Source organism: Protofrankia sp. CiP1_Cm_nod1, assembly GCF_920888515.1.
Classification (GTDB): Bacteria; Actinomycetota; Actinomycetes; order Frankiales; family Frankiaceae; genus Protofrankia.
Map to the genome: position 1 here is coordinate 1 of NZ_CAKKTM010000072.1, position 8381 is coordinate 8381.

The window sequence follows — 8381 nt, forward strand, 5'->3', positions numbered from 1 at the left end:
CGACTAGTCGTCGGCAGCGTCAGATGTGTATAAGAGACAGTCATCGAACCGGTCGACAGCCTCGACGACGGCCTGGCCCGGATCAACGACAGCCCCTACGGCCTGCAGGCCGGGATCTTCACCCATGACGTGACGACCGCCTTCCGCGCCTACCACCAGCTCGACGTCGGCGGAGTGATCATCGGGGACGTCCCGTCCTACCGGGCGGACCAGATGCCCTACGGCGGCGCCAAGGAGTCCGGTGTGGGACGGGAGGGCGTGCACGCGGCCATGGCGGACCTCACCGTCGAACGGGTCCTCGTCCTCACCGGCCTCGACCTGTGACCCGCCCGCCCTGACCCGCCTGATCCGGCCCGCCCGGCCGGACCCGGCTGGTCCGGCCCGCCCGTCCCGTCCCGACCGCCTGGCCCGGCCTCGTCGAGACGGGGCCGGGCCAGGGCGGCAGTCCGGACGTCACGTGCTCGGTGTCACCTCGACGGCGCCGAAGCCGTGGGTGGTCAGCGCGCCGATCCCGGCGATGGCCGCGAACCGGCTCAGCGCGCCGAAGACGTCCGTCACGGTCACCGACGCCGTCCTCAGCAGACGCAGCTCGGCGTTGCCCACGAACCCGACCTGCCGGATCTGCTCGTTGAGCGGGATCTGCCGGCTCGCCCCGGAGACGGAGTCCAGGAACACCGCGTCGGCCAGCTCACGCGCGATGCCGTCGTCGATCTCCAGGGCGGCCGGGGCGTAGGTGTTCCACCGGGTCCACAGCGAGCGCACGATCAGCACCGGTTCGGGCAGCGGCAGGTCCCGGCCGCTACGGGAGAAGAACAGCGGTGTGATCATCCGTAACCGGACGCGCCGGGCCGGCCCGGCCGACGCCAGCCGCGCGAACGGCCACGGGTCCACGTCGAACCCTGTGACCTGCTGCTCGCACGGCCCGAAACGGACCGTCCGTGGCGGCCAGTTCCGCGGCAGCTCCTCCTCCCTGAGCCAGCCCAGCCGCCAGAGTGTCATCCCCGGACAGCCCGCGATACCCACGGCACCGGTGGACGACGCGGCCCCGGTGGCCCCGGTGGCCCCGGTGGCCCCGGTGGCCCCGGTGGGGCCCGCGGAGTTCGTGGGGCTGGCGGGGCCCGTCGGAGCCGTCGTGCCTCTCGCGGCCGCCGTGCCCGAGCTGGGCGAAGGCGTGACCGGCCCGACCGCGAACGGCTTGCTCTCCGCATGATGATCGCTGTCGGTGGTCTCGAAAAGCCGAGCGGCGGCACCGAGTAACTGGCGCGGCGACGGCGTACGCGGTGGAGCTGGGAACTTCAATATCAGTGAAGCCGGCATCGTATCCCCCCATGGACCCGGAATCCGGACGCTCAGAGTAGCCGCCCTCTCCGCCAAGGCAACCCCCGGTCCCTCATCCGACGGTCCCTCATCCGGCCGGAACACTCCCGAGAACAGCCATCCTCCGTGTTACGGCCACCGCCGGCACCGTGTTCCATCCGCGCCACTCGAGTCGGCTTGATCGTGGCCGGTGCAGATCGTTTCGCCAAACCCAGTTTTTCCATGATCTTCGATGGCTTCGTTTACGCAGATCAGAGGCTATGTCGATCTATATCGATGATTATTTCCAGATCTTCATGGAGATCGTTTGCGATAGGTCCTCGTAACCAAGTGGTATAGCCCCGGCTCGGCAGGGCTCCCGAAGGGGGTGCCCCGCTAATCCCATCCCGATCATGAGGGCATAGAAACATGAAGGGCCACGCGCCACCGTTCTGGTATTCGCCCTCGGTGACCCCGGTCCGATCATGGGGGTGGGGTCGCCGTCGGGCTCGTATGTGGGGCTGGCTGGATGTCGGTGATGTTGCTGCGCGTAGCCGCACGGATGATGGTGATCCGTTGATGGGTGCTGTTTGCCGGGGAAGATCGGCGCGAGTTTGTCGTTGTGTACGCTTGTGTGGCTGAAAAGCGTGCACAATGACAAAATTGCGCCGATCATGTTTTGTGCGGGCGGCTGTGGGCGGTCACGGGTTGTACTGGTGTTGGCTGATCGGTGCTCCGGTGCCTGTCGGTTGGCGCCAGCGCTCGTGCGGGCGGGGGAGCGGGCGTGGAGGCCGGGAAACGCCGCGTTCACGGGCGGCGGGCGCTCACGTTGTATTCGTAGAGGGATTTGTTCGAGTTTCGTTTGCGGATCGTGGTGATCTCGACGTTCATGTAGCCGAGGGCGCGCAGCATGGCTGCGTACCAGGTGTGGGCGGGGACATCATGGCCGTAGAAGGCCGAGTTCCCCACGATGTAGGAGACCGCGCCGCCCCGTTTCACAGCCGGTGTGACGGCCTGGAAGTGCAACCACATGTCGTGGTGGTACCTGTGCACGTAGGTCGCGAGCAGCGGGCCGTTCTTCCCGCCGTCCGCCGTGATTCTGGCGCAGACGGCGGCCATGGCGTCGTCCACGGGGGTGTCGGTCTCGGGGCGCCAGCCGTTCAGTTTCGACGTCGCGGTGCCCCATGTCCCGCCGATGGCCCGCCAGTCGAGGTCCCCGGCGTCACCGGCGAGGTTCAGGAAGCGCAGCCAGTACATGTAGGGGCGTAGTTCCCGGACATAGGACATACGGTTGACGTAGGGCGGGCTGGTGAGGATCAGGTCCGCCTCCTTCAGCTGGTTGATCCTCGTCCGGGAGTCGCCCTGGTGGATGGCGGCGGAGCCTGGCAGGGCGAACCGGGCGGACTGGGCCACCGCGTCCATCTCCAGCGCGAACGCCGAGATCGTCGCTTCCGCCGCGGCCCGGTCGAACAGTGCTGGAGCGCTGTCGCGGGCGTCCCGCGCGGAGGCCCTGGCGGATTTCTCGGAGGGCGCACTGAAGGACATGGACTGGTGGTTGAAGGCGGCGTTGCTCCGGGTGATCAGCACCCGGCACAGCGCGATGTCGAGAAGGTCGCGCACCGGCCCCTCGTGTGCGTCGACCGCCGCCCGCAGCGCTTTCAGCGCGTCCAGCGTCCCGGGCGTCCACCATCGTTCTATGTTGAAGATGTCGGGCTGCCACAGGATGGCGTCACGATCTGTCCGGGTGGCCGTCCGGATGACTTCCCGGGTGGCGTCGACGGCCGCCAGCAGGGTTTCCGGCGAATAGCGCCGGACCTTGGCCCGGCCGAGCCAGATGAGAAAAGGGTTGACGTCGACGCTCTGCCCGTGATGGCCGAGTTCGGCGGCGGCGAGCGGGGTGGTGCCCGTCCCGGAGAAAGGGTCCGTGACGACCGAGCCCGCCGGCAGGCGCGAAATGCTCTCCCGGACGAGGCGCACCCCGTAGGCCGGTGTGAGCCGCAGCCACCCGTGCCGGCCGGCACCCATGTTGGCGCGGAAGGTCAGGTGCTCGTTGCGTGCCACGGGGGGCCGGCCGACAGCCGCGGTCACTTCGCCTCCAACGGTCGGCTCGCTTCCAATGGTCGGCCTGCCGGCGGTTTACCGGAAGCGCCATGCGAAACTTGCCAACCAAGATCCACGATGTGCTCTGATCTGCGACGATACCGATGCGAGGCTGAGACGGGCACCGGTTCGACGGATGGGCTGGTGGACAGGCCGGCGAATGAAGCGGTGAATGAAACGGATAAACCGGTGGATGAGGTTGCCCGGCAGTGCCATCCACCGGCATTGTGGGTGCGAGAACAGCCGGCTGGTGTGCACCGGGTCACGACGACCGGGTATGCCGGCCGGGACGATCGGATTCACCGGACGACGGGAAGCCGGGTGCCGCCGGAGCGGATCGCGCGAAGGGCCCCATGCGTCGGGGCGATCATCATGGATGCCGCCGGCGCGCTGCTGCTCGTCCAGCGGGCCCGGGAACCCGGGCGGGGGCTGTGGTCGCTGCCGGGCGGGCGGGTCGAGCCCGGCGAGAGCGACAGCGCCGCGCTCGTCCGGGAGGTCCGGGAGGAGACCGGCCTGGAGGTGGCCGTTGGACGGCTGGTCGGGCGGGTCACGCGGCCGGGGCCGGACGGAGCCGTCTACGACATCGCCGACTACGTGTGCGACATCGGCGGCGGGATCCTGCGGGCCGGGGACGACGCCGCGGACGTCCGCTGGTGCGCCGACCTGCGCGCCGTGCCCCTCACCGAGGGCCTGCTGGACGCCCTCGCCACCTGGGGCATCACGACCGCATAGAGCGCCGATGGGCGCCGGCCACCGGAGAAGACCGGCGCGTCTGTCGCTGTGTGCACGCTGACGCGGCCAGCAGGCCGGAAAGCGTACCCGACGACGAACCCGCGCCGATCATGGCCTGCGCGGGTGGTGACAGACGGGATGCGCGCTACTGGCCCAGCCCTGTGGGGGTCATGTCAGGAAAGTGAGTATGCAAGTGGCTGTGGTAGCAGCCACTTGCATACTCGTTCTCGTGATCCGGTTGTTATGGGGAAGCAGGGGAGGAAGGAGCGAAGAAGGAGGGAAGGAGGGAAAAGGGAAGAATGGGGAAGAAGAGGGAGGGCGGGGGAGGGCGGGGTCAGGAGCCGTTGGGGACGGGGCGGCCGGGCTGTTCGCCGCCACGGGCCTCGCCGTAGGAGCGCTTGGGCACCATCACCTTGCGGCGGTAGATGCAGACCAGGGTGCCGTCCTGGTTGTAGCCGCGGGTCTCGACCCGCACGATGCCCCGGTCGTCCTTGCTCTTCGACTCGACCTTGTCCAGCACCTCGGACTCGCCGTAGATGGTGTCGCCGTGGAAGACCGGCTTCACGTGCCGGAGGGACTCGACCTCAAGGTTGGCGATGGCCTTGCCGGAGACGTCCGGGACGGACATGCCGAGCAGCAGCGAGTACACGTAGTTGCCGACGACGACGTTCCGCTTGAACTGGGTGGTCTCCTCGGCGTAGTGCGCGTCCAGGTGCAGTGGATGGTGGTTCATGGTCAACAGGCAGAACAGGTGATCGTCGTATTCGGTGACCGTCTTGCCCGGCCAGTGCTTGTAGACCGCGCCGACCTCGAACTCCTCGTAATACCGGCCGAACTGCATGATGCGCTCTCCTCGCTCTCCCGGAGTTCCCCGCCGCGGCACGACGGGGCCCGCCGTCGCGAACCCGCCCGGGCCCGATCCTTCCAGGTCGGCCGGGCACCTGCCCGATTCACGGCCACACCCGATCGGTAATTGCGGAAAGTAGCTATTCGATCGCCTCTTGACGGCGGTGCGGCGAAGGGCTGGCAGCGTGCCAGTGGCCGGGTGAACGGCGGCCGGGTGAACGGCGGCGGGGTGGCGATGGCGGCAGAACACCGTGTGGTGAGGTGCGATGGCGGCACGGCGGTGACAGGGCGGTGGCGCGGCGGTGAGCGTGGGGTGTCCACGCGCGGTGCCCCGCCGGCCACGGCGGCCGCGCCCGGGGAGCTCCGGCCCGTCCCAGCGTGGCCATGCCCGCCGACGTCCGTCAGGATGGGGACGGCGGCAGGGACGACGGCGGCGACCGGGATACAGCTGCGACCGGGGTGGTGACAGGGCGGGACGACGACGGCCGGCGCGTGCCGGTGACGGCCCGGAGATCCGGGCCCGGCGGGGCCTCGCCGGGCCCGGCCGGGCCGGTTGGGACCGGGCTTCCGCCCCGCCACCGCCGGGCGGGAACTCCGGGACCGGCGGGACGTCCTCTGGCGCGGAAAGCCGGCGCGGGAGAACACGACCGTGCCGCCCGCGGCCCTCCCGGCGAGAAGCCCCGGGCACGACCGGGACGTGAGACGTGAGACGTGAGGAGTTGGCGATGCTGCTTGGCGTACACGTGGTCCGGTTCACCTGGCCGGGCGGAGCGGAGGCGGTCGGGCCGGTCCTGGGGCGTGCCGCCCGGGTCGCCGACGACGCGGGCGTGGCCCGGCTCAGCGTGATGGATCACTACTTCCAGATGGAGGCGATGTTCCCGGCCGACGAGCCGATGCTGGAGGGCTACACCACGCTGGGGTTCCTCGCCGCCTACACGTCCAGGCTGCGGCTCGGGCTGCTGGTCACCGGCGTGACCTACCGTCACCCCGGACTGCTCGCGAAGATCATCGCCACCCTGGACGTGCTGTCCGGCGGACGCGCGGAGCTCGGCATCGGCGCCGCCTGGTACGACCGCGAGCACCACGGGCTGGGCGTGCCGTTCCCGCCGGTCGCCGAGCGGTTCGAGCGGCTGGAGGAGACGCTGCGGATCTGCCGGCAGATGTGGAGCGAGGACAACGGCCCCTTCGCCGGCCGGCACTACCAGCTCGCCGAGACGCTGTGCGTGCCGGCGCCGGTCAGCCGGCCGCGCGTGCCGATCCTGATCGGGGGCAGCGGGGAGCGCAGGACGCTGCGCCTGGTGGCGACCTACGGTGACGCCTGCAACCTGTTCGCCCCTTCGGTGGACGTGGTCGCACACAAGCTCGACGTGCTGAGGGCGCACTGCGACGCGGTCGGCCGCGACTACGCGGAGATCTCCAAGACGATCATCTACAACGGCGACGCGCTGGCCCGGGAGGACGCCGGCGCCTTCCTCGCCGATGCCGAGCGGTACGCGCGCCTCGGCATCGACACCGTGATCGTCGTCCCGCCCGGCGGTGAGGCGGTGGACGCCTGGGTCGAACGGATCTGCGTCCCGGTCGTCAAGAACCTCGCCGACATCGCCGTCACCGGCTGATCTCTCCTGGACGCTGTCCCTGCCGGACGGTGCCCCTACCGGTCGCCGGCGTCCAGACGCAGCCCGACGCGCCGGGGATCGCGCAGGTCGGTGCCGGCGGCCAGCCAGCGCCGTTGCAGTTCGGCCGCCCCGTGGACCCGCTTGAACGCGGACTCGTTCGGCGTCATCGGCAGGACCGGCAGGAAACGCACCGGCGCGCGGACAGGCGTCCGCGCCGGCTGCCGGCCCGCGGGCCCGCCCGGCAGGGACGGATCAGGAGCGGGCGGATCGTGATCAAACAGCGTCGGATCTTCCAGTGCCGGATCTTTCGGGGACGGGTCCGGTAGCGGCAGGTCCGGGATGAGCCCGCCGGGTTCGGCGACGAGGACCGCGGTGAACCCGGCGCCGTCCCACAACGGTTCACCGAGGTCGAGGCCGGCCCCGGCGACCACCGGGACGCCTTCGACGGCCGGGATCGCGGCCAGCAGGGCCAGCCGGCGGGCCACGCTGTCGCGGGGCTCCTTCAGCGAGAGCACCAGTTCGGCACGGGGCCCCGCCGGGTCGAGCACGGGGGAGGCCGGATCGCTCATCGGGCTCCGGGACATCCCGAGGGTCGCATAACGGATGACCCTCTCCGTCGGGTGGCTGAAACGCAGCACCTCGATCGGTTCGGAACCGAGAAACGTGATCTCCGCGCGGCCCGTGTCGGGGCCGAACTCCCGCAGCAGGTGCGTCTCCACCCGCTTCAACACCTCCGGAACGTCCACAGCGCCGACTCTAAGCCGCCTCCGGCGGATATCGTCCGGCGGACGGCTTCCCTGTGGACGGCCTCCGGCGGACGGCTTCCCTGTGGATATCGACCGCCCGGGCGCCGCTGGTCCGCGCGAGCGGGGATCCGCCGGACGCGGCCCGAATCCGGATCCGGGCAGCGCCGGGAAATTTTCGGCTCCGGAGAGGCATATCAGGCCTATCAGGTGGAACCGTGGATCGGGGCCGGGTCGTTACCCGGTCGGGCGCGTCCACCGTCATGGGGGAACGGGCGGCCGCCGGGTGCCGGTTGTCGGCCGGGAGCCGGTATCCGTCACGATGGCCTCGCGGGAGTCACGCCCGCGGGCGTCGAACAACATGCCGATCAGCAACATGCCGACAGGCGGACAGGCGACAGGGCAGATGCGGAGGCCACCATGGCGCAGGTGCTGAGCAAGGGCGCGAACGCACCGTTGTCCACTACCGATGTACGGGTGGAGATCAGTTCGTCCACCCCGTTGGACATCGCCGCGCTGCTGGTGACCGCGAACGGCAAGGTCCGCTCCGACGCCGACTTCGTGTTCTTCAACCAGCCCACCGGGCCGGGGGTACGCCTGCTCCCGCCGTCCGCGCTCGAGTTCACCCTGACGCAGGTGCCGGCCGACATCGACAAGGTGGTCGTCACCGGCAGCCTGGACGGCTCCGGCACACAGACCTTCGCGGCCGTCAGCGGGCTGCGGGTCGTCGCCCGGGCCGCCCGGGGTGAGGAGATCGCCCGCTTCGACCCGGTCGATCTCACCGTCGAGAGCGCGCTGATACTCGTGGAGCTCTACCGGCGCCAGGGCGCGTGGAAGGTGCGCGCCGTGGGGCAGGGGTACGCCTCCGGGCTCGCCGGCATCGCCACCGACTTCGGGATCACGGTGGACGACCCCGGCACCCCGCCGGTCGACCCGCCCACCCAGATCGTCACCCCGCCGCCGGGGCAGCGGTGGGGAGCCCCGACGGGGCAGCCCGCGCAGCCCGCCGAGGCGGGGGGTGGCTGGGGCGCGCCGTCGTCCTCACCGC

7 protein-coding genes are annotated in these 8381 nt (G+C 70.3%); 3 read left to right on the plus strand and 4 right to left on the minus strand.

From position 1 onward, the window contains the following. Window positions 1-453: 453 nt before the first annotated feature. A complete protein-coding gene (gene cas6 / locus NBX02_RS22925; RefSeq protein ID WP_445548257.1) occupies window positions 454-1317 on the minus strand; it encodes a CRISPR system precrRNA processing endoribonuclease RAMP protein Cas6 in 864 nt (287 codons plus the stop codon). 786 nt (window positions 1318-2103) lie between these two features. Then, entirely contained in the window at window positions 2104-3384 is a 1281-nt protein-coding gene (locus tag NBX02_RS04115; protein ID WP_250285582.1) for a site-specific DNA-methyltransferase, read from the minus strand. 348 nt (window positions 3385-3732) lie between these two features. Here NBX02_RS04115 and NBX02_RS04120 point away from each other — a divergent pair, with 348 nt between their 5' ends. Further along, on the plus strand, window positions 3733-4128 hold the full coding sequence (locus NBX02_RS04120; protein ID WP_445548258.1) for an NUDIX hydrolase: 396 nt from the start codon (window positions 3733-3735) through the stop codon (window positions 4126-4128). A 334-nt stretch (window positions 4129-4462) separates the two neighbouring features. Here the strand turns inward: NBX02_RS04120 and NBX02_RS04125 are convergent, their stop codons facing one another. Next, window positions 4463-4969, minus strand: a complete 507-nt coding sequence (locus NBX02_RS04125; RefSeq protein WP_250285580.1) for a MaoC family dehydratase — start codon at window positions 4967-4969, stop codon at window positions 4463-4465. A 730-nt stretch (window positions 4970-5699) separates the two neighbouring features. On the opposite strand from NBX02_RS04125, the gene NBX02_RS04130 reads away from it, so the two are divergent. Then, a complete protein-coding gene (locus NBX02_RS04130) occupies window positions 5700-6590 on the plus strand; it encodes an LLM class F420-dependent oxidoreductase (RefSeq protein WP_250285579.1) in 891 nt (296 codons plus the stop codon). A 35-nt stretch (window positions 6591-6625) separates the two neighbouring features. On the opposite strand, the gene NBX02_RS04135 is transcribed toward NBX02_RS04130, so the two are convergent. Continuing rightward, the gene (locus NBX02_RS04135) at window positions 6626-7336 is read right to left on the minus strand and encodes a suppressor of fused domain protein (protein WP_250285578.1); all 711 of its coding nucleotides are present in this window, start codon (window positions 7334-7336) and stop codon (window positions 6626-6628) included. A 417-nt stretch (window positions 7337-7753) separates the two neighbouring features. Between NBX02_RS04135 and NBX02_RS04140 the strand changes: the two genes are divergently transcribed. Further along, the coding region (locus NBX02_RS04140) for a TerD family protein (protein ID WP_250290054.1) at window positions 7754-8381 on the plus strand (628 nt) is incomplete at its 3' end.

Bases quoted from the DNA above. Each gene is read 5' to 3' on its own strand.
- NBX02_RS04125 (WP_250285580.1), bottom strand. From the start codon at position 4,969: ATGCAGTTCGGCCGGTATTACGAGGAGTTCGAGGTCGGCGCGGTCTAC.
- NBX02_RS04130 (WP_250285579.1), top strand. From the start codon at position 5,700: ATGCTGCTTGGCGTACACGTGGTCCGGTTCACCTGGCCGGGCGGAGCG.
- cas6 (WP_445548257.1), bottom strand. From the start codon at position 1,317: ATGCCGGCTTCACTGATATTGAAGTTCCCAGCTCCACCGCGTACGCCG.